The following is an 18,587-nucleotide window of genomic DNA, read 5'->3' on the forward strand; positions in this document are numbered from 1 at the left end:
CCTCAGACGGTAACCCGGCGGGATGCGACGAGTTCGCCCGTGTCGTAGCCGTCGGCGCGGAGGAGTTGGCCGGGGTTCACCTCGAGGATGTCGATGCTCAGCGGGGCGGTGTAGTCCTCGGAGCTGATCGGGCGGCCTTCGACGTAGAGGTCGACCCGATCGATGCCCTGGGCATCTATCGCGACAGTGAGCGTCGTACCGCTGAGCGAGGTCTTCAGGTCGAGCCGGCGGACCGGCAACGCGGCGAGCAGCTCACCTGCCCTGTTCAGCAGGTCGACGTTGCCCTCGAGCAGGTCGGCCCTCGTCATCTGGTGGGTCTCCTGCGGCTTGACGCCGAGGTCCTCGACCGGCGTACCGGCGAGCTTGCCGACCCGCAGCGTGCGCCGGATCGCGACCCGCAGGTTCGCGCCGTTCGGGAGCGCGACGTACGGCGAGGTCTCGTCGGGTGGCGGCGGTTCGTTCAGCAGCGCCGCGAGCAGACCGTGTGTCCAGACGTTCGCGCCGCCCGCGCCGGTGTTGTCGTCGACGCCGAGGATCGTGCCGATCTCGTGGTCGGCGAACCCGGCGGCGAAGATGTCCGTCGCCGAGTAGACCCGGGCGTCGGTGATCAGGACGACGGGTCCGTGGTACGTCTGGCCGATGTCGTTCGCACCCTCCTCGGGCGTGATCGGCTTCGCCGCCGAGTACTGCGCCCCGGTCTCGATCGCCAGGTCCAGCGAGTCGAACCACGGACCGAGATCGATCCCCGCCGGGTTCTCCTGGTGCCGCCGGCAGAGCCGCAGGTTGAGCGGCGAACTGATGAACTGCACCGGCTCCGGCGCCACCCACCGCGGGGTCATCGTCTGCAGGGTGAACTCACTAGCGTAGATGTGCCCGCCGCCGTTGTCCCGGACGTCCACGATCAGGCCGTTCTGCGGCAGCAGCGCGGCCAGCCGGACGAACTCGTCCCGGAACGCGACCGGGTCGGGCACGCTGAACGTGAAGATCCGCAGGTGCCCGAACGTCCCCGACGCCGTCACGACCTCACGGGCCCGGAACACCCCGGGCATCGTGGTCGGCAGATCGGCGCCGGTGACCGCGGCCGGGGCGGCCAGCTCGGCGGAGCTCTGACCGCGTTCGAGGTCGACGACGTCACGGACGTACAGCGCCTTCTTCGCGCGCGACTTCTCGTCGGAGTCGAGGTCGAGACCCATCAACGCGGACGCCTCGCTGATCGCGTCCAGGTCCGTCATCGGCGGCAGGTTCGTGGTGACCTTCCACTGCTCGCGCAGTTCCTGGTCCGAGCCGTCGAGGCCGACGTACGACAGCGTCACCCAGTCCTCGTCGGGCGGGGCCTGGATGACCAGCGGGCGCAGAGTCAGCGACTCCAGGCCGCGAGCCAGGTTCGCGGCATCGTTGCTACCGGCGAAGACGGCGCCGTTGAGAGCGACCGCGCGGGCGATCGGCGTACCGTTCCAGTGCGTTACCTCGGCGCCGGGACCGAACTGCGGTGCCTGGTAGCCCGTGACGGTGCGGGTGATCAGGTAGTGCTCCGAGTCGTCCGCGTCGTAGCACTTCTCGATCATGAACGGCAGGAACGCGATCTTCCCGGCGAACGGCACCGGCAGCAGGTAGTTGGTGTGCAGATCACGGACCGAGTGGAAGATGCTCGACATCTCGCGATGGAACAGCCACTCCTCCTCCATCGTCCCCGTCGACAAACGCTCCATCCGCGCGCGCATCACGCGCAGCCGCTGCAACGGGTTGACGGCGTGCATCGCGACCTTCAACGGCAGGTGCACGTAGTTCTCGCTGAGCAGCAGAAGCGCCTGATCCACCAGGAGTTTCCGCTGGTCGAGCGTCAGCGTGCCGGCCGCGTCGAGGAAGTCTGGCAACGGGACGGCGGCCGCTGCGTCGGTGCCGACTGATTCCCGCACTGCGGGCCGACGCGCGGTCGTCTTGCTCGCCGCCGTCCTCTTCGCTGCGGTCTTCTTGGATGCAGACTTCTTGGCCGCTGTCTTGCTGGCTGCTGTCTTCTTGGCTGCTGTCTTGCTGGCTGGGCGTTTGGTCGTGCGTGGTTGAGACATCGTCCCCCCAATACGGCAGGCCCCTCCCCGGGCCGCGATCCCTCCACCGTGGTCCGCGCACCAGGCGATGTCAACGGCCCGCCACGCCGTTCCACGAGGACATCCCACCGCCTCGTCAATCATTATCAGAAGCATGCGGATCAGCCGTTTGTTCTTGACGGCCGCCGCGCGCTGTGCCACGAGACGTACCTGAACGCGTCGCTCAGTCCGCAGGGGTTCTGCTGGCAGGACGGCGAGGACGACGACGAGAACGTCTGGATCCCGCAGGGCGTCAGCGGTTCCGGCGACGCACAGCCGGCCAGCCGATCGGTCCTGCGGTGTTCGACCTGCAGCACATCTGGCGCACGGACACGAGCACCGGCGAGGTCAGCCACGACCTAGGTGCTGACGGCAAGTATCACGCGTTGTGGCACGCGTTTCGCGTTGCCGCAGGTCGGCGCCTACTGGTACGCCGGTGGCGGCTGCGCGAACACGATCGGGACCAAGCCGTGTTTCGCGTCGCTCGGGATCGACCACGGCGGGACGGGATCGTTCGTGGCGGTGGAGCACACGACGCGGGGCGGCGGGCGGATCGTCCGCTGGCCGCTCGACGAGTCGACCGGGCTGCTGCGTGCGGGGGCCGACGGAGTCGTGCATGCGGTCGAGGCGTTCGACTCGCCGGTGTGGGGGATGCAGGGCGCGACGTCGTACAACAACAGCTTCGTGATCACCGGCGTGTGTCCGGAGTACGCCGGGAACATCGGCGACGGGATCGACTACCCGAGTTGCCTGCATAGAGGCGTCGGCGGTGAGTCGACAACGGTCTGGACCAAAGCACCGAAGAACACCGAGAACCTGTCGTACTGCCCCGCGACCGGCGAGCTGTGGCTGATCAGCGAGCAACTCCGCGAACGTGTGACCACCAGACACCCCCTCATAGTTGACCACTCGCCTGTAAGGATGGGCGGGTGAAGGAGTTCTGGGACAACATCACGTCGGTTCAGCCGGATCCGTCGCTCCAATTGATCATCGGTACGGGCGTCGCCGCGCTGCTGCTGATCGCCTGGCGCCCGATCTGGCAGCACACGCGGCAGGTCGTGACGATCGCGCACGAGGGCGCGCACGGGCTGATCGCCGCGCTGGTCGGCCGGAAGCTGTCCGGGATCCGGCTGCACTCGGACACGTCCGGCGTCACGGTGTCGCGCGGCAAGCCGACCGGCGGCGGGATGATCGCCGTACTGCTGGCCGGCTACCCGGGTCCCGCTCTCTTCGGCCTGGCTGCCGCGTTCGTTCTCAGCCGCGGGTACGCCGTTGCGCTGCTGTGGGGACTGCTGGCGGCGCTGGTGATCTTGCTGCTCCAGATCCGGAACCTGTTCGGGCTGTGGTCGGTGCTGGTGTTCGGCGCCGTGGTGTTCAGCGTGACGTGGTGGGGCTCTCCTTCGGTGCAGTCGACCTTCGCGCACCTGCTCACGTGGTTCCTGCTGCTGGCCGCGCCACGTGCCGTGCTGGAGTTGCAGCACTCGCGGCGGCGCGGTCAGGGGCGCAGCTCCGACGCAGATCAGCTCCGACGCCTCACCGGCGTACCGGCGTTGATGTGGGTCGGTGTGTTCGGGCTGGTCACGCTCGCTTGCCTGGCGCTCGGCGTGCTCTGGTCCGGTGTGCTTCCGAGCTAGGGAGGTGGCAGGGTGACGCCGAAGCCGGTCACTGCGAGCCGCAGCAACACCTGTCCTGGTCTGAGCAGGTCAGCCACCTTCGCCGCACTCAGCACCTCTAGCTCAGCTAGCCGCTTCTCGTAGTTGCCTTGTACGCGGGCATGCTGCAGCTCGACCGTGTTGTGCCAGACCTTCTGCCGGGATTCGCGCAGGAAGCGTTGCGACGCCAGTCGGTTGAGTGGTGTGAGGACACGATCAACCAGGCTGCGCGCTCCGGTCGCGGCGAGCTCACCGTCCTCTGCCGCGACCCGTTCCGCCAGCACACGGTCGATCCGTTCGTGATCGCGCCGGCGTTTGTCCATCAGCTGCGGATCCAGGAAGTCGTCGTCACTGATCACCGCGAGCAGCGCCTGGGGTAGGTCGTAGTTCACGTGCGCGTTGATCCCGAGCAGCACATGCGCCAACGCCGGCAACTTCGCCGGCGCCTCGAACGCCAACCGCCACGGCCGCGCCACCGACGTACCGTCGTGAGCCTCCAGGTAGAGCTCCGCGAACTCCACGTCCCAGGCCTCGACCCACTCCGGATCCTCGAACCTGGCCTGGTCGATCGCCCGCCCGACGGCCTGTGTCGTCCGCAGGTAGGTCTCCAGGAAGAACCGCCGGTGCGCGACCTCCGGCGGCAACTCGTCAACGCGCTGCCGCATCCGCGCCACCACGTCGTCGATCGGATTACCATCGGTCATCGGATCTCCTCAGGGGGAGGGATCATGCGCACCAGTCCACTGTCCTTCGACCCGGTGGTGGTCGGCAACCGCGAGACGGACGCCTGGGCCGCGTACTACCGCCACGAGTGGCGCCCGTTCCTCGTCGCCGCGGTCGGGATGGTCGCCGCCGGGTTCGGCATGCCACCGCGTCGGACACTCACCGGGGCCTGGTACGTACTACGCGCCAACCAGGTGTGGGCGCCGTACCCCGACAACCAGCCCGACGCGGCCCTCGCGTACATGCGCCGCTTCTACGAACTCGTCGCCGTCTCCAGCACCTTGACCTTCGACCCGTCCCGCGCCGCGCGCCTGGAGGTCGAGTGGTGGCGCGTGCATCGAGCCCATCAGCACTCGGACCACGTGACCGAGGACCAGCTCGAGACCGCGCTCGTCGACCTCTACTCCTACGTCTACGACGCCGAGCGGGACGCCGTACGACAGGCAGCGCGGAAGCGGGTCGAGGCGATGGACCTGTCGGATCGATGGGTTCGGGCGGGATGCGATCGCGGCGACCCGCTACTTGCGGAGGAGCGGCGCGCGTTGGTCGCGTCGTACGCCGCCCTCCGAGCTGCTGTTGAGAACTAGGCGCGTCCTCCGCTGATCGGGCGGTCGCGTTGGGCTACGCCTGGGCCGCCGTAGGGGTAGTCGGCTGCGCCTGGGTCGCTGGCCTCGTCCAGCTTTGCGGTTTCCTCCGGGGTGAGGTGCAGGTCTGCCGCGGCGAGGTTGTCGTCCAGCTGCTCGAGCGTGCGGGCGCCGAGGATCACGGACGTGATCGCGGGACGGTCGACCAGCCACGCGAGGGCGACCTGCGCCATCGAGATCCCGCGGGCCTCGGCGATCTCGCGGAGCGCGTCGACCACGTCGCGGACGCGCTGGTTGCGGCTGCGGCGGTACCAGGACTCGACACCGCGGTCCGGGTTCTCGCCGAGCCGGGTCGCACCCTCCGGCTCCTCGTCGAACGAGTACTTGCCGGTCAACCACCCACCACCGAGCGGCGACCACGGGAGCAGGCCCAGCCCGTTCTCCTGCGCGGCGGGAACGATCTCCCACTCGATCTCGCGGACCAGCAGGTTGTACTGCGGCTGCAGCGTGACGAGCGGCGACCACCCGCGGTGCGCGATCAGGTCGCACGCCTTCTGCAACTGCCATCCCGTGAAGTTCGACAGGCCGGCGTACGAGATCTTGCCGGCGCGTACGGCGTCCTCGAGGAAGCTGAGCGTCTCCTCGAGCGGCGTGACCGGGTCCCACGCGTGCAACTGGTAGAGGTCGATGTGGTCCACGCCGAGTCTCTGCAGTGACGCCTCCAGCGCCTTGCGGAGGTGGCGGCGCGACGTACCGACGTCGTTCGGTCCGTCACCGGTCGGGAACCGGCCCTTCGTGGCGAGGACGACGTCGGCGCTCTGCTTCTTCGCCAGCCAGCGCCCTACGATCTCCTCGGACACGCCGGCCGTGTACACGTCCGCGGTGTCGACGAAGTTGCCGCCCGCCTCGACGTACCGGTCGAGCTGCGCGTGCGACCCGGCCTCGTCGGTCTCGTTGCCGAACGTCATAGTGCCGAGCGCGTACGTCGAGACAACGGCGCCGCTCGCGCCGAGAGTGCGATATTCCACGATTGCTCCCTCTCATCGAACTGTCTGAAGCGAAGACTACGGTGGCGGGTATGAAGACAAGTGAACTGCTCCTCGATGCGCACAGCCGGGTTCACGAGGTGCTGCACGACGTCGTCACCGGACTCGACGACAAGACGCTCGCGACGCGCCCGGGCGACACGGCGAACTCGATCGCCTGGCTGGTCTGGCACCTGACCCGGGTGCAGGACGACCACCTCGCGGACGCGGGTGGGTACGAGCAGATCTACACCTCGGACGGGTGGTTCGAGCGCCTCGGGCTGCCGCTCGACGCCGCCGACACCGGGTATGCGCACACGTCCGACCAGGTCGAGCTCGTGAAGCTCTCGGCGGATCAGCTCCTCGGGTACTACGACGCCGTACACGCCCGGACCGCGGAGTTCCTGCGCACCCTGATCGACGAGGACCTCGACCGGATCGTCGACCGCCGATGGAACCCGCCGGTCACGCTCGGAGTGCGACTGGTCAGCGTCATCGACGACTGCGCGCAGCACTCGGGCCAGGCGGCATTTGTGAAGGGCCTGCTCAGCTGAGCGAGGTGCCGGCGATCAGGTAGAGGTTGCGATCCGGAATGAGTACGGCGTCGGTCGCCTTGCAACCGCGGTGAGGCGGCGCAGGTCAGCGGCTCTGCGGAAGCTTGGTGGTCTTCTTCCGGCCGGTCCTCGGCGCGGACGGCGGTGGCACGACCGGACCGATGTCGCCGTCCGGTGCGGTGTCGAGGTCGATGATCACCGGGGCGTGGTCGCTCGGGCCGGTGCCCTTGCGGGCCTTGCGGTCGATCCACGCCGCCTTGACCCGCTCGGCGACCGGGACGGTGGCGAGCATCAGGTCGATCCGCATGCCGAGGTCCTGGTGGAACATGCCGGCGCGGTAGTCCCAGTAGCTGAAGATGCGGTTGTCCGGCCAGCGGTCGCGGACGACGTCGTGCAGGTCCTTCGCGGCCATCAGTTCCGCGAGCGCCTGCCGCTCGGGCGGGGTCACATGCGTCTGACCGACGTACGCCGCGGGGTCGAAGACGTCGGCGTCGGTCGGGGCGATGTTCATGTCACCACAGACGATCTGATCGGCCGGTCCGTCCGCCACGACTTCCGTCAGCGCTGCGAGCCAGGCGAGTTTGTAGCGGTAGTGCTCGGAGTCGGGCTCGCGGCCGTTCGGCACGTACAGCGAATGGATCCGTACGCCGCCACAGGTCGCGGCCACCGCGCGGGCCTCGGGATTCGGGTAACCGGGCGCGCCGGCGACTCCGGTCACCACGTCCTCGAGTCCGACCTTGGACAGTAGGGCGACCCCGTTCCACTGCGGTTCGCCGTACAGGCCGATCTCGTAGCCGCGGCCGGTCAGCTCGTCACCGAGCAGCTTCCTGAGCGCGTCGTCCGCAAGCTTCGTCTCCTGCAGGCACACGACATCCGGCTGCCGCTCGTCCAACCAGTCCAGCAACCGCGGCATCCGCTGCTTGACCGAGTTCACATTCCAGGTGGCGACTCGCATCCGACCAAGGTAGCGCCCGCCACGGACCATTTCAGCCGAGCTTCGGCGCCCGCCAGACGAGAGTGTTCAGGAGGTCGGTGCCGGGACGTTCGACGCTGTTGTTGTGCCGGGGTTTGTCCTGGCGTCCCCAGGCGTCGCCCAGCCACGGCGGTACGCCGAACGGCAGGTCCCGTGGCGGGATCGGCGCATAGTCGGACTCCGCGAACTTCACGCCGCAGTTGGGAACCGTGGCGTCGCCGTCCGGATCCGGCGTCGCGGCCGGGGTGCGGTTGTGCCTCGGGTCCGACTGGGGTCCGTCGGGGACGCGAAATGTCCTGTGGGAGTTGAAGGTCGCCGATCTGTGGAACAAGACGGAATCGGTTTTCACCGACGAAGAACTGGTCCGGATGGTGACGTCGAATCCCGGTGCCGCATTGTCCGGCGTCTGGCCGCGTCCGGTCGGCAAGCTCGAGCCCGGCGCGCTCGCGGACCTGGTCGTCGTACGGCGCTCCGCCGCGGGCACCTATCGCAGCGTGATCGAGGCGACCGAGTCCGACATCCGACTGGTCGTCGTGGGTGGTCGGGCGCGCTACGGCCTCCGGTCGCTCATGACGCCGCTCGCACCGGCGGCGACGTCGATCAAGGTCGGCCGGCTCTCGCGTGCGATCGACTACGGCGACCCGGCGGTCACCTGGAAGACCGTCGTCGCGGACCTGGAGAAGATCCGGAGCGACCCGGCCGGGGCGTCTGCCCGCGCTGCTGTCACCTTCGCCGCATTCATCGGGGACGGGGTTGCAGGGAACGGTCTCGCCGACTCGTTCGTGCTGCTGCCCGACATGCCCGCGCCCGAGGTCGACGATGAGATCCTCCGCGGCGGACCCGCCACCCCCTCCCCCGACCCTGTCACCATCCCGCCGCTGGAGCCCCTGACTACCAGCACCGCCTGGTTCGACACGGTCGACGCGAACCCGTTCCACAACGGCCTCCTCAGCGGCCTCCGTGCGTACGCCTGAGATATATCACTTGAACTCTATATACGCTTCTTGTAATACTTCTCGGCATGGACGTGTTCGAGGCGATCGCGGAGCCGAGCCGGCGGGAAGTACTAGATCTGCTCGCGGAGCGGGAGCGGCCGGCCGGTGAGCTGGTCGAGCATCTGCACCGACTGACCCAGCCGGCAGTGTCCCGGCACTTGCGGATCCTGCGCGAGGTCGGGCTGGTCGACGTACGGCCGGAGGGTCAGAAGCGGATCTACGCGCTGCGCGCCGACCGGCTGATCGAGATCGAGAACTGGATCAGCCGGTACCGCAAGTACTGGCCGCGGCACCTCGACGCCCTCGAACAGCATCTGGCCGACAACCCTGAGGAGCACCCGCATGACTGACCGCTTGGGTGAGCTCGCCATCGACGGCGACCGCACCACCATGACCTTCCGGCGCCACCTTCCGCACCCGATCGAGCGGGTGTGGGCCGCGCTGACCGATCCCCTTGAGCGCAAGGCCTGGTTCGGCGAGACCGTGATCGACGGGCGCACCGGCGGCAGCATCGAGATGGTCCCGACCGATCCCCCGGCGGCGCCGGACGCCAAGCGATTGACCGGCCGGATCCTCGTCTGGGACCCGCCGCACGTCCTCGAGCACGAGTGGCGCCAGCGCATCGTCGAGAATAGCGTCGTGCGGTACGAGCTCCGTCCGGACGGCGACGGGACCTTGCTCACCTTCACCCACACCGGCCTGTCCGAGCAGAACGCCCGCGGCTTCATTCCCGGCACGCACGCGTTCTTCGACCGGCTCGAGGCCTGGCTCGACGACGCCGAGATCCCCGACTGGTCCGACCGGTACGCCGAGCTCGCGCCGTCGTACCCCGCCTGGATCTAACTCGATGTAGTTATCCACATACTTAAAGTCACCGGTCCTGCGTGGGTCGAATCGCGGCACTCTCTTTGGCAAGGAGATTGGCGGCGAAGGGTCCGGAATGGGAGATCTCGACTGTGAACCGGCGGACATCACCGCACTGGTGGCGTACCTGCGCGACATCGGGCAGCACGAACTACTGACTTTGGAGGAGGTGAGCGAGCACTCGTACTGGATCGAGGCCGGCGTGCTGGCGGCGGAGCAGCTGGCCGGCGATCCGGGGCGGCACGATCCGCGCGACCTGCAGAAGGTGGTCGCGCTCGGGCGGCACTCGTGGCAGCGGATGATCGAGGGCAACCTGCGACTGGTCGTGTCCCTCGCCCGGCGGTACGGCGGGAAGGGCATCTCGCTGCTCGACCTGATCCAGGAGGGCAATATCGGGCTGATGCGCGCGGTCGAGCGGTTCGACCACCGGCTCGGCCACCGGTTCTCGACGTACGCGATCTGGTGGATCCGCCAGTCGATCGGGCGCGCGATCTCGGACCGTTCCCGCCTGGTCCGGATGCCGGCTCAGGCGTACGCCGACGCGTCCCGGGTGGCGTCGGCGCGCCACGACCTGACCCAGGAGCTGGGCCGTGAACCCGGTACGCCGGAGCTTGCGCGGGCGACCGGGCTGAGCATCGCGCGGATCGAGCGTGCGCAGGCGTGGCGGATGCAACCGGAGACGCTCGATGTCGAGGACACCGACCCGGTGATCGACGACGACCCGATCGTTCTGCGAGCCGCGCTGCGCCGAGACCTTGCCCACCACCTCCAGTTTCTCGACGACCTGCACCAGTCCGTGCTCCACCGGCGGTACGGGCTGCACGGCCATATCCCGTCTACCGCTGAGGAGATCGCGATCCAACTGGGTTTGAACACGGCCAAGGTTCGCGCACTGGAACGAGAAGCCCTGCGGCAGCTCCGGCGCCGAGCACTACCGCAACTCCGCGACTACGTCGCCTGATCGGCTGCTTGGTGCGGCTGGAATGATGGGGGTGTGAGACTTCTGCGTAATCCCTGGCCGCGCGAGCTGGGCGTAGCGGTGTCGGCCGCCGCCCGCGAGTCGACCGGGAGCAAGGAAGACGTCCTGGCCGCCGTCGAGTTGACGAACGGCCGCTGGGTCGCCGGCACCCGCGCCGCCGTCTATCTGCCGTCGGACGCCGCCGATGCCGACCGCCGGGTCGGCTGGGAGAAGATCGAGCGCGCCAACTGGGACTCCGAGGCATCGGTCCTGCACGTCTACGAGACCACCGACTTCGGCACCCCGTTGCGCGCCACCGAGCTCAAGGTCGAGGACCCGGGCCGCTTCGGCCAGCTCCTCCGCGAGCGCGTCGACGCGAGCATCGTCGTACAGCGTCATGTCCCGCTGTCCGGCAAGCGCGGAGTACGGATCGTCGGCCGCCGCAACCCGGCCGCCACCGACGCGGCCGTCACCTGGAACTTCGTTCTGGACAAGGGATTGGAGCCCACCCAGCCCGGCGTCGTGGACGCGGCGGAGGCGGCCCTCCGGCAGGTCCGCGACGAGTTCGGAATCTGACCCGGCAGCGGCCCGAATCCCGTTTTTGTAGTTCGCCGCCCGCCTGCTAACCTACTCAAGTCCTCGGGGATCGAGGGCTTGAGCACCACCACGATCCCGCGTAGCTCAATTGGCAGAGCAGCCGGCTGTTAACCGGCAGGTTACTGGTTCGAGTCCAGTCGCGGGAGCAACACATCAGCCGGGCCTCCACAGGAGCCCGGCTTCTGCATTTCCCAGGCCGCTCAACCGCCCGGCGGGTAGGTTCGGGGAATGACGTGCCGGGGGTGGGTGGGGTTGGTCGGCGGACTCCTGTTGCTGGCGGGATGCGGAACCGAGGCCGCAGGGTCCGGAGCAGTTGGCGGAGGGCCGACGTCGCCGAGAGTGAGTACTCCGACTGCGCCCACGCCTACTCCTCCCCCGCCAACCTGTCCGGCGTCCGGCGCGATGATCACCGTCGGCCCGGTGGAGCCGGCGCTCGGGCATCGGGCCGTCGTACTGAAGCTGACGAACTGCCGGACCGCGCCGATCACCGTCAACGGCTACCCGGACGTTGCCGTACTCAACGCTCGCCGGCGAACGATGACCGTGACGATCGCGCACGGTACGTCGTACATGGCAAGGGATCCCGGCCCGACCCAGATCCGCCTACGTAAAGGGGAATCGGCACTCGCGGCCGTCTCCTGGTCGAACACCGTGGAGGTTGCCGAGGACAAGGCCTCCGGCACCTATCTCGCCGTCGCCCGCCACCGCGGCGAGCGACCGATGATCTTGCCGGTCGACACCGACCTGGGCACAACGGCCAAGATCACGCTCACCGCCTGGTGCCTGAAGTTCCCGAATTGATTCGCCACGAATCCATTTTGCCTATTGGCCTAGACCGCCAACTGGGCTAGCTTCCTCTGCAGTATCCCGAGGGGGGCCTCGGGGATGGAGGGGAAGGAACCCTGTGAACATCAAGAAGGTTTTCAACACCAAGGGCGGCCGGCTGCTGGTGGCCGCCGTACTGGGGGCCGGCGTGCTCGTCGGTGTCACGGTCGCGGCGAACGGCGCCGTACGGCCGGACTGCAAAACCCTGTCGTACCCGCTCTGCGCGCGCTCGGTCGCCGCATCGCAGGTCGTCGACAACAGCATCCCGGCGAGCAAGCTCGTGCCGGGCGATCGCGCAGCGTTCCTCAAGAACACGGACGTGTACGGCAAGTCCGGGGTGTCCGCGGACTTCAAGGCCGTGACGATCGACAAGATCGGCGGATCGTTCAAGACCAACAAGACCAAGGTCGGCGAGTTCAAGCTCGAGCCCGGCACCTGGTTGCTGAACTCGACCGCGTTCTTCGCCCGCACCACCGCCGGCGCACCCGGCACGCGGCCGCAGTTGGCCCTTCGCGTCGGCGCCTCTGACACAGCGTTCGGCGAAGACTACGGCACCATCCTCGGCGCCGAGATCTCCCCCGCGAAGGACCGCGAACTGACCGGCTCCACAGTCAAGGTCGTGACCGTCGCCAAGGCGACCACGGTCGAGGTCTTCGCCTTCGGCTACAACGACGACGCCGGCTCCGCCGGAAGCGGCGAGATCGCCGCCTCCGCATCCGTCGTAGCGGTCCTGGTCGGCTGAGAAACTACCGACTTGTCAAGGAGGCCCTGACCGCATCGGGCGGTCAGGGTCTCTTCGTGCTTCAGGAGGAAGTGTCTACTTCCCCTTCTTCCGGTCGATCGCTCGCTGGATACGTTGCTGAGGCTGACCGAGGATCTTCGCGAGCAGCGGCACGCGGTACTTGTACGCCGCGATCGCGCCCACCACGATCACCAGGAAAATGAACCAGCCCATCGGGGTTCCCTTCGTCCGGACTTGCCTCCATCATGCCCGGTCAGCGGTAATCACAGCTCAGTCAAACCCCTGACCCACCCCTGGTTTCGCACCACGTCAGCGGCCGCGCGGCGGTCAACCGCCTCCTCACCGGACCTGATCTGCCAGGAGCTCCCGAGCCAGCACCTCGGCCCACCACAGCTCGACGCGTTCGGCCGACCAGCCGCGCTCGTCGATCAGCGTGTGGTAGACGTCCACGTTGCAGACGCCGGCGTAGATGTCGACGGCCGTCTCCACGTCCAGGCCCTCGCGCAGCGCGTTCTTCCCCCAGGCGGAGAACACTGCGACGCGAGTTTGGTCGGCTTTGCGGCGGCCGTCGCGGTACACCGCGTCCAGCACCGGCTCGGCGCGTCCGGCCTCGCGCAGGAGCAGGATGACGTCCGCGGCGCGCTCGTACAGGCGCCGGTCGAAGCCGGCCATCGCGGCGAGTTGCCGTGCGGGGTCGTTCTTCGCGGCCTCCAGGTCGGCGAGTTGGCGGTCCAAGTCGCCGGACAGGTCGGCTGCGTCGGCGAGTGCCTGGGTGAGGCCAGTCTTGTTCCCGTACACCGCATAGACCGTCGGCGCGGAGACGCCCGCCTCCCGCGCCACGTCGCGCACGGTGGTGGCGGCCCAGCCGCGGCTGACGAACAGCCTGCGTGCGGCGTTGGCGATCTCGGCGCGGGTCTGCAGCGCTTGCGCCGTACGGCGCATCGAGTCGTACCGCCGTCGCTCCACCTCTGCTCCCATGCCCGCACCCTAGCCGGATCGATGCTTTACGCTGTTTATAATGAATATGATCAGCGTAAGAGTCCAGCGAAAGGCACACAGATGAAGCTCGTGATCTTCGGGGCCAACGGCCCGACCGGACGGCTCACCACCGCCCAGGCACTCGCCGAGGGCCACACCGTCACTGCGATCACCCGGCACCCAGAGACGTTTCCGCTCAGCGACGAGTCGCTGAGCGTCACGAAGGCGGACGCCCTCGATCCTGAGGCCGTACACCGAGCGGTGGCCGGGCATGACGCCGTGATCTCGACGCTGGGCGTGCCGTACGGCTCCGAGGCGCCGACCACGTTCTCCGTGTCCGCCACCAATATCGTGAAGGCGATGACCGCGCATCGCATCCGGCGACTGGTGTGCGTGAGCTCGACCGGCGTACCGATGAAGCCACCGCCCGACGAGACGCTGATCTACCGCAAACTGGTCGTGCCGATGCTGCTCAAGATGGGTCGCCCGCTGTACGAGGACGGCGGCCGAATGGAGGAGATCGTCGCCGGCAGCACCCTGGACTGGACCGTCATCCGCCCATCGGGCCTGTTCGACGGCGACCACGTCACCAGCTACACCGTCGGGGCACCACAGATGGTCGGCCGCTTCACCTCCCGCCGCGACCTCGCCGACGCCCTCCTCCGGGAGGCCGTCGAAGGACGCAACCTCCGCTCAGTCGTAGAGGTCATCACCACCGAGGACACCCCGAGCGTCTACCGCGTGTTCCTGAAGGAAGCCCTCCGCATCGGCAGCAAGTCCTAGGCCGCCACCATCCGCCCCGCACCTCCATCCCGCCCGCCCCACCCAGACCCGATACGATCTGCCGCACACGGGGCGGTAGCTCAGCTGGTTAGAGCAGGGGACTCATAATCCCTGGGCCGCGGGTTCGAGTCCCGCCCGCCCTACTCTGTAAAGCCGCAGGTCACGGCCACATCCGCCATGGCCTGCGGCTCGCGCCGCAGCCGCTCGTGACATTACTCGTGACACGAGATCGCGTTATCGGCGCAGCATGGTCGGCGACGGCGGCCGCTAAGCGGCGCGAGAGAAAGGGCCGGCAGGCGGGCCTTTCCCAGCGCACTCACATCCGGCTCCCGCACCGCGGCTAGCAGCGCCACGCCCTCCGGCATCAGGCGCCGCGCCACGAAGGCGAACGCCTCCAACGAGGATCGTCCAGCCACTGCGCATCGTCGACCACGACCCGCAGAGGCCTGTCCTCGCCAGCTGGCTGAGCAGGCTCAACAGTGCAGCAGCACGGCTGCCCGTGCTTCCGCTCGCAGACCTGACGTGCGCGAGGCCGGACCCCGAGGAGGCCGACACGCAGGCCCAGGCTGGGACGGTCAGCACGGCTCAGATGGCCTCGTGCAGGTCCCTGAAAACGGCGTGGTCCAAGCCGTCGGAGAAGCGGTCGTACTCCTCGGTAAACGCCGAGTCGTCCTCACCTATCTCTTCAATGTCCGGCCCACGGGGGAACAGCAGCAGCGCAAGACGAACCGTGGTGTCGGCTCTGATGCCCGGCATCAGTTCTCGTATGGTCACCTCGTCCGGCGGAAAGACGTCGACGTCGGTCCTCCATGCTTCTCGCCACATCCGGGCTGCGCAGGCGACGGCATCGTCTTCGCGTCCCTGCGTCCAGATGGAGTCGAGGAGTTCGAGCGCCCGAGCGCGGATGTCTACGTAGAACTGCAACGTGTACTCGTCAGGGGGACCGCCGGTCAGGTGGAAGAGGTACGAGTGAAGGACCGCTCTGCCGAAACAGACCGCTGCCTGCTCTGGCCTTCCCTGCAGCCAGTGGATGTCACCGCGCACTCGGTGCAGGTTGCTCATCAGCTCGTGGTCCGGTTCCGCCGCCGGTGACTCGACCTCTTCCTCTGTGTCGGTGTCCTCTGACGGCGCGCTCGCCGGTGCCGATCCGGGTGTCGGTTGAACGAAGTCCGCCGCGTCCTTGCTGAGACGCAGCGCTTGCTCGAGCGCGTTGAGGTCGAGCAGCTCATCCTTCCTGGCTCGCTCGAGGTGCAGATCTGCTCGCTCGAACGCGACCCAGGCCAGGTCCCAGGTGTCACCGTTCTCCCTAAACCTGCCGTTTGCATCTTGGTATCTCTTGTCCGCACGACGGAAGTAGGTCTCCGCGTCTGGTCTCGCCTTCGCCTGGTAGCGCCACGTGTGCGCGAGGAACACGTTCAACAGCGCGTAGATGTGGCGCTGGCGCGCGCTCGGCCTTTCCGGCAGACGTGCAAGACCGCAGGCCCGTTGGATCTTCAGCAGCGCGGCGCGCACGAGCGGCCACTCCGCCCGCGGAGGCTTCTGCGAGCGAAGCGGGTAGCTGGCAAGGACGTCCTCTAGTCCGCTGTGCAAGGTGCTGAGCTCTGGCCAGACCCTGAGCTCGACACCTGCCTGCACCCGAGCCGACGAACCTGAGCCGTCGGATGCCAGGTTCCGGACCAGGTGGCCCAAGTCGGCCACGAGTCGGTCGCAGAAGTCGAAGTGGACGTAGTTCCCCCACCACCAGTGGGCGTCGAGGAACAGCCGCGTGGCCTCGAGGAGAGCGCCATGTCTCTTCTTCGGGTCCTCCAGGCGGGACATGTGGTAAAGCCACTCTCGCTTGCGGTTCTGCCAGACCGGGCTTTCGAGGAAGTACCAGTCGCCGTACGATCGAGCCCGGCCTTGCTCGTCCTCGAAGTCTCTTCGAAGGCGGTGCTCGTAGTAGGTCTCCGCTCGTTCGTGCAGCTTCTGCAGACGCGGTTTTTGTAGCGTCCCCATCCTGGCGACGATGCTTGCCCTCACGTACTCGTGGATACGGAGCTCGCCGTCCCGCAGGCCAGCCTCGGTGAACGGCAGCGTCCTGATGCGTTCGAAGTGGTCCCGCAGGCCCTTGTCGACTTGTCCATCCTCGTCGACCGCTCCCGATGGCGACCCATCGTCGCCTCCTGGTGGCTCCTGGACGAGCAGGGCGGACAGCAGTTCCGCATCAAACCGCCGAGGCACCGCAGCGGCCTCAATGGCGTCCATCAGACCGGGTACGTCGAGGCGGGCGACAAGCCGCTCGACAAGGCCGGCGGACCTCTCCTCCCGGGGCAGCGGAAGGTCATGGAGGAGCTCCTCCACGCTGCCTCCCGGAGCAGCGAGCGCCTCGCCCCACAGCAGATCGCAAACCAGACGAAGGATGGCCGGATGACCGTCAGTCACACCGTTGATGCGCGTCAACGTCGCACGGTCGACCTCGGCACCGCCAACCTGGCGGCGGCCGTCGCCCAGCGGACGGTGCGCCGCAAGCTCCCGTCGGTACCCAGTGACGAATTTGTCGACCTCCTCCAGGCTCAGGTTCGACAACGACCACGATCTGACGCGTTCTCCGGGCAGCACCGAGGGCGCGCTCCCCTGGGAGCGGGTCACAACCAGGATCGGCCGCGCCAACGGTTCCACGCTTTGGCCGTGCTGGTCGCGCCTGTGCAGCAGCCCAGTGAGCCACACGCCGATCTCCTGTTCGGACACCGAGTCGAAGTTGTCCAGAAGGAGGAGGCAGCCCCGGGCGTCGCCTTCCCAGAGTTCGAGGAAGATCTCGGTGATCGCATCCGCAGCCCTGCGCCACGCGTCGGCGAGCGCCTGCGGATCGAGCGGAGCATTCAGCTCGTCGAGGCTGGCCTTGATGCTTACGGTCCGGCCGGCGAAGATCTCGTCGTTCCTAGCCTTTTGGATCGCCTGCCGCATCCGTCCAGTGGCTCCCGACGGGGCGGCCTGGTCGACGAGGAACTGCAGCAGCCTCGCGTACTCGGTGAAGTTAGCCTGCACCGCGCCGACCGACGCCTTGTCGCCTACCTGCCCGGGATGGTCCGGGTTGAAGTCGTCGAGATCGACGAAGATCGATCGCACGTCCGGAGGATGCTTTTCGTCTAGGTGCTGGAGCAGCCGGGTTCGCCCCGTGCCCAGATCACCGCGAATGTCTGCCACGAAACGATCGGCGGGGTCGTGCCGCCTGATCTGGTCGACGATCTCGTCACGGCCGATGAACATCTCGCTCACTCTTCCCCATCGCTCCGAGGTTCACGGGACGGAGCCCCTCGTCACCTGCCGGTGCAGGGCTCTGGAGGTCGTCTCCGCACGGCGGCGCGTTGAAGTCAGGGGGCCACGAGGCGTTCCGGCATCGCATCGGAACGCCGTGCTCACCCGTGAGCACGGCGCCTCTCAGCTCGATGTCGTCGAGGACGGCGTCATCCCAGTCAGCGCCCGTGAGGTCTGCCCGGAGCGCGTATGCGCTGGTCAGGTCGGCACCGCCGAGCCTCGCACGTGCCATCCGGGCGTCGGTCAGGCGGGTCCTTGACAGGTCGGCTCGTTCGAGGTGTGCGTCGACGAGGTGAGCGCCACCCATGTTGAGCTCCTGGAGCTTGAGACGTTCGAGACCGAAGAATGCCGGCGGCGCGGCGGTGAGCAGCGTGAGGGCGGTCTGTACGTCCGAGGGCAGGTCGGTCGCTGGTGCCGATGCGTCCTTCGGCGCCTCCTTGAGAGGACGCCTGTCGCGGATGTATGCGAGAAGGACATCACCGCAAGGCTTGCGATAGGACTCCGAGAGCGCCGCGAGCCTGGCGAGCCCGTGCAACCCAGCTATCCTGACACTGTTCTGATCGCTCCCAAGTCCACTGAGCGCCTGGCCATACAGGTCGAGGTGAAAGTCGTCGCGCTTCTCATTGCGCTGCTGGACATACTGCCGCCATGCGAGGACAGCACCGGAAAGAGCGACCAGGCCGACGATCCCCTGCAGCGTCGTCCCGCGCAGGCCAGACTGAAGCTGAAGGCGGGCGGTCTGGACGTCGTAAATCTCCTTGCTCCTCAGGCCGTCAGCACGCATGTCGGCGGCATCGAGGGAGGGATAGGCCATCACCGGGACGACGACCAGGACAAGCCAGAGCAGGAACCCGACGGCTCCCACGACCAGCACGGCGACGACGCCGTACGTCCAGCGCCGCGCTGCCTCCCCCGCAACGAGGCGCTCTTGCCAACTGTTGCGCATGACTCCCCCT

General features: G+C 67.8%; 21 protein-coding genes and 2 tRNA genes. 14 read left to right on the plus strand and 9 right to left on the minus strand.

Annotation, left to right across the window (positions count from 1 at the left end):
• Positions 1-2 precede the first annotated feature (2 nt).
• Positions 3-2,066, minus strand: coding sequence for a S41 family peptidase (locus ACLJOO_RS17375; RefSeq protein ID WP_410788197.1), 2,064 nt, complete (start codon positions 2,064-2,066; stop codon positions 3-5).
• Positions 2,067-2,447: 381 nt separating this feature from the next.
• Here ACLJOO_RS17375 and ACLJOO_RS17380 point away from each other — a divergent pair, with 381 nt between their 5' ends.
• Both ACLJOO_RS17380 and ACLJOO_RS17385 read left to right on the plus strand, forming a co-directional pair.
• Positions 2,448-3,017, plus strand: a complete 570-nt coding sequence (locus ACLJOO_RS17380; protein WP_410788198.1) for a hypothetical protein — start codon at positions 2,448-2,450, stop codon at positions 3,015-3,017.
• The gene (locus ACLJOO_RS17385) at positions 3,014-3,718 is read left to right on the plus strand and encodes a M50 family metallopeptidase (RefSeq protein ID WP_410788199.1); all 705 of its coding nucleotides are present in this window, start codon (positions 3,014-3,016) and stop codon (positions 3,716-3,718) included. The genes ACLJOO_RS17380 and ACLJOO_RS17385 overlap by 4 nt, the downstream gene beginning before the upstream one ends.
• On the opposite strand, the gene ACLJOO_RS17390 is transcribed toward ACLJOO_RS17385, so the two are convergent.
• Positions 3,715-4,440, minus strand: a complete 726-nt coding sequence (locus ACLJOO_RS17390) for a DUF5995 family protein (RefSeq protein ID WP_410788200.1) — start codon at positions 4,438-4,440, stop codon at positions 3,715-3,717. The two genes, ACLJOO_RS17385 and ACLJOO_RS17390, sit on opposite strands and share 4 nt — an antisense overlap.
• A 24-nt stretch (positions 4,441-4,464) precedes the next feature.
• Between ACLJOO_RS17390 and ACLJOO_RS17395 the strand changes: the two genes are divergently transcribed.
• Positions 4,465-5,046, plus strand: a complete 582-nt coding sequence (locus tag ACLJOO_RS17395) for a hypothetical protein (RefSeq protein WP_410788201.1) — start codon at positions 4,465-4,467, stop codon at positions 5,044-5,046.
• On the opposite strand, the gene ACLJOO_RS17400 is transcribed toward ACLJOO_RS17395, so the two are convergent.
• Positions 5,043-6,071 (minus strand): aldo/keto reductase, encoded by a 1,029-nt coding sequence (locus tag ACLJOO_RS17400; RefSeq protein ID WP_410788202.1) that lies wholly within the window; start codon positions 6,069-6,071, stop codon positions 5,043-5,045. The two genes, ACLJOO_RS17395 and ACLJOO_RS17400, sit on opposite strands and share 4 nt — an antisense overlap.
• 50 nt (positions 6,072-6,121) lie before the next feature.
• Between ACLJOO_RS17400 and ACLJOO_RS17405 the strand changes: the two genes are divergently transcribed.
• A complete protein-coding gene (locus ACLJOO_RS17405) occupies positions 6,122-6,622 on the plus strand; it encodes a mycothiol transferase (protein ID WP_410788203.1) in 501 nt (166 codons plus the stop codon).
• 85 nt (positions 6,623-6,707) lie between these two features.
• On the opposite strand, the gene ACLJOO_RS17410 is transcribed toward ACLJOO_RS17405, so the two are convergent.
• Both ACLJOO_RS17410 and ACLJOO_RS17415 read right to left on the minus strand, forming a co-directional pair.
• Positions 6,708-7,577 (minus strand): exodeoxyribonuclease III, encoded by an 870-nt coding sequence (locus ACLJOO_RS17410; protein WP_410788204.1) that lies wholly within the window; start codon positions 7,575-7,577, stop codon positions 6,708-6,710.
• Positions 7,578-7,608: 31 nt separating this feature from the next.
• A complete protein-coding gene (locus tag ACLJOO_RS17415) occupies positions 7,609-7,788 on the minus strand; it encodes a hypothetical protein (protein ID WP_410788205.1) in 180 nt (59 codons plus the stop codon).
• Positions 7,789-7,804: 16 nt separating this feature from the next.
• Here ACLJOO_RS17415 and ACLJOO_RS17420 point away from each other — a divergent pair, with 16 nt between their 5' ends.
• From ACLJOO_RS17420 to ACLJOO_RS17455, 8 genes are all read left to right on the plus strand, one after another.
• On the plus strand, positions 7,805-8,569 hold the full coding sequence (locus ACLJOO_RS17420) for an amidohydrolase family protein (protein ID WP_410788206.1): 765 nt from the start codon (positions 7,805-7,807) through the stop codon (positions 8,567-8,569).
• Positions 8,570-8,616: 47 nt separating this feature from the next.
• Entirely contained in the window at positions 8,617-8,940 is a 324-nt protein-coding gene (locus ACLJOO_RS17425) for an ArsR/SmtB family transcription factor (protein ID WP_410788207.1), read from the plus strand.
• Positions 8,933-9,433, plus strand: coding sequence for an SRPBCC family protein (locus tag ACLJOO_RS17430; protein ID WP_410788208.1), 501 nt, complete (start codon positions 8,933-8,935; stop codon positions 9,431-9,433). The genes ACLJOO_RS17425 and ACLJOO_RS17430 overlap by 8 nt, the downstream gene beginning before the upstream one ends.
• A gap of 97 nt (positions 9,434-9,530) precedes the next feature.
• Complete coding sequence (locus ACLJOO_RS17435; RefSeq protein ID WP_410788209.1) at positions 9,531-10,415, plus strand: RNA polymerase sigma factor RpoD/SigA; 885 nt, start codon at positions 9,531-9,533, stop codon at positions 10,413-10,415.
• 33 nt (positions 10,416-10,448) lie between these two features.
• Entirely contained in the window at positions 10,449-10,988 is a 540-nt protein-coding gene (locus tag ACLJOO_RS17440; protein ID WP_410788210.1) for a hypothetical protein, read from the plus strand.
• A gap of 94 nt (positions 10,989-11,082) precedes the next feature.
• Positions 11,083-11,155 (plus strand) — tRNA-Asn (locus ACLJOO_RS17445).
• A 193-nt stretch (positions 11,156-11,348) separates the two neighbouring features.
• Positions 11,349-11,810, plus strand: coding sequence for a DUF4232 domain-containing protein (locus tag ACLJOO_RS17450; RefSeq protein ID WP_410788211.1), 462 nt, complete (start codon positions 11,349-11,351; stop codon positions 11,808-11,810).
• A gap of 103 nt (positions 11,811-11,913) precedes the next feature.
• Positions 11,914-12,576, plus strand: coding sequence for a hypothetical protein (locus tag ACLJOO_RS17455; RefSeq protein WP_410788212.1), 663 nt, complete (start codon positions 11,914-11,916; stop codon positions 12,574-12,576).
• A gap of 75 nt (positions 12,577-12,651) precedes the next feature.
• Here the strand turns inward: ACLJOO_RS17455 and ACLJOO_RS17460 are convergent, their stop codons facing one another.
• Together ACLJOO_RS17460 and ACLJOO_RS17465 are read right to left on the minus strand one after the other, a co-directional pair.
• Positions 12,652-12,789, minus strand: coding sequence for a hypothetical protein (locus ACLJOO_RS17460; protein ID WP_165546613.1), 138 nt, complete (start codon positions 12,787-12,789; stop codon positions 12,652-12,654).
• Between the two features lie 126 nt (positions 12,790-12,915).
• Entirely contained in the window at positions 12,916-13,554 is a 639-nt protein-coding gene (locus tag ACLJOO_RS17465) for a TetR/AcrR family transcriptional regulator (RefSeq protein WP_410788213.1), read from the minus strand.
• A gap of 81 nt (positions 13,555-13,635) precedes the next feature.
• Here ACLJOO_RS17465 and ACLJOO_RS17470 point away from each other — a divergent pair, with 81 nt between their 5' ends.
• Together ACLJOO_RS17470 and ACLJOO_RS17475 are read left to right on the plus strand one after the other, a co-directional pair.
• Positions 13,636-14,337 carry an NAD(P)-dependent oxidoreductase gene (locus tag ACLJOO_RS17470; protein ID WP_410788214.1) on the plus strand — a complete coding sequence of 234 codons (702 nt, stop codon included), beginning with the start codon at positions 13,636-13,638 and terminating at the stop codon, positions 14,335-14,337.
• A gap of 69 nt (positions 14,338-14,406) precedes the next feature.
• A tRNA-Ile gene (locus ACLJOO_RS17475) sits at positions 14,407-14,480 on the plus strand.
• Between the two features lie 442 nt (positions 14,481-14,922).
• On the opposite strand, the gene ACLJOO_RS17480 is transcribed toward ACLJOO_RS17475, so the two are convergent.
• Together ACLJOO_RS17480 and ACLJOO_RS17485 are read right to left on the minus strand one after the other, a co-directional pair.
• Positions 14,923-17,592, minus strand: coding sequence for a hypothetical protein (locus tag ACLJOO_RS17480; RefSeq protein WP_410788215.1), 2,670 nt, complete (start codon positions 17,590-17,592; stop codon positions 14,923-14,925).
• The gene (locus ACLJOO_RS17485; protein WP_410788216.1) at positions 17,567-18,577 is read right to left on the minus strand and encodes a pentapeptide repeat-containing protein; all 1,011 of its coding nucleotides are present in this window, start codon (positions 18,575-18,577) and stop codon (positions 17,567-17,569) included. Before ACLJOO_RS17485 ends, ACLJOO_RS17480 begins: the two co-directional genes overlap by 26 nt.
• Positions 18,578-18,587 lie beyond the last annotated feature (10 nt).

The organism is Kribbella sp. C-35 (genome assembly GCF_046549195.1).
Taxonomy (GTDB): Bacteria; Actinomycetota; Actinomycetes; order Propionibacteriales; family Kribbellaceae; genus Kribbella.